Source organism: Mesorhizobium sp. M7A.F.Ca.CA.003.01.2.1, assembly GCF_003998945.1.
GTDB lineage: Bacteria > Pseudomonadota > Alphaproteobacteria > Rhizobiales > Rhizobiaceae > Mesorhizobium > Mesorhizobium ciceri.
In genome coordinates this window covers 1-420 of sequence record NZ_RZRA01001701.1, presented here as the reverse complement: position 1 = coordinate 420, position 420 = coordinate 1, and the positions used below count along the sequence as shown (strand labels likewise).

General features: G+C 63.1%; 1 protein-coding gene. It reads left to right on the top strand.

The window, feature by feature from the left end:
• The first annotated feature begins 15 nt into the window (after positions 1 to 15).
• Positions 16 to 237, top strand: coding sequence for a hypothetical protein (locus EN969_RS35010; protein ID WP_063167643.1), 222 nt, complete (start codon positions 16 to 18; stop codon positions 235 to 237).
• Positions 238 to 420: the final 183 nt, after the last annotated feature.

The window sequence follows — 420 nt, the reverse complement described above, 5'->3', positions numbered from 1 at the left end:
CCTGTGGAGCCGGAAATGCTGAGGATCTTGTCGTCGTCGCTGAAGGTCTTTTTCGCTGCGAGTACGCCGTATGAGCCGCACCCGGACAGCGAAACGCAGAGATGGCTGACCGATCCGCTTTCGCATCCGGTGCTGAACACCATGTCGGAACGCGAACTGGGCGATGTGCCGTTCAGGCTGACGGCACGGCGGACAGTGCACGAGACGGCCCCGTTGCACGCCGGCGGCCGCTGCTGAGCAGCCGCCAAGCGTTCCGGCTTGAGGAAAGTCGAGGCGAGCACCACGTCCCGCGCACGCGCTGGCCCAACAGATGGCGATTGTTTCAGCGACCCCTGCACTTATTGTGCAGTGCAATGACATCAGCCACCTCGACAGCGCTGCGTTTCGCCTTCGCCGGCATGATTGCCATGGCGGTTGCCA

Excerpts from the sequence above, each read along its gene's own strand:
- EN969_RS35010 (WP_063167643.1), top strand. The coding sequence starts at position 16 with ATGCTGAGGATCTTGTCGTCGTCGCTGAAGGTCTTTTTCGCTGCGAGT.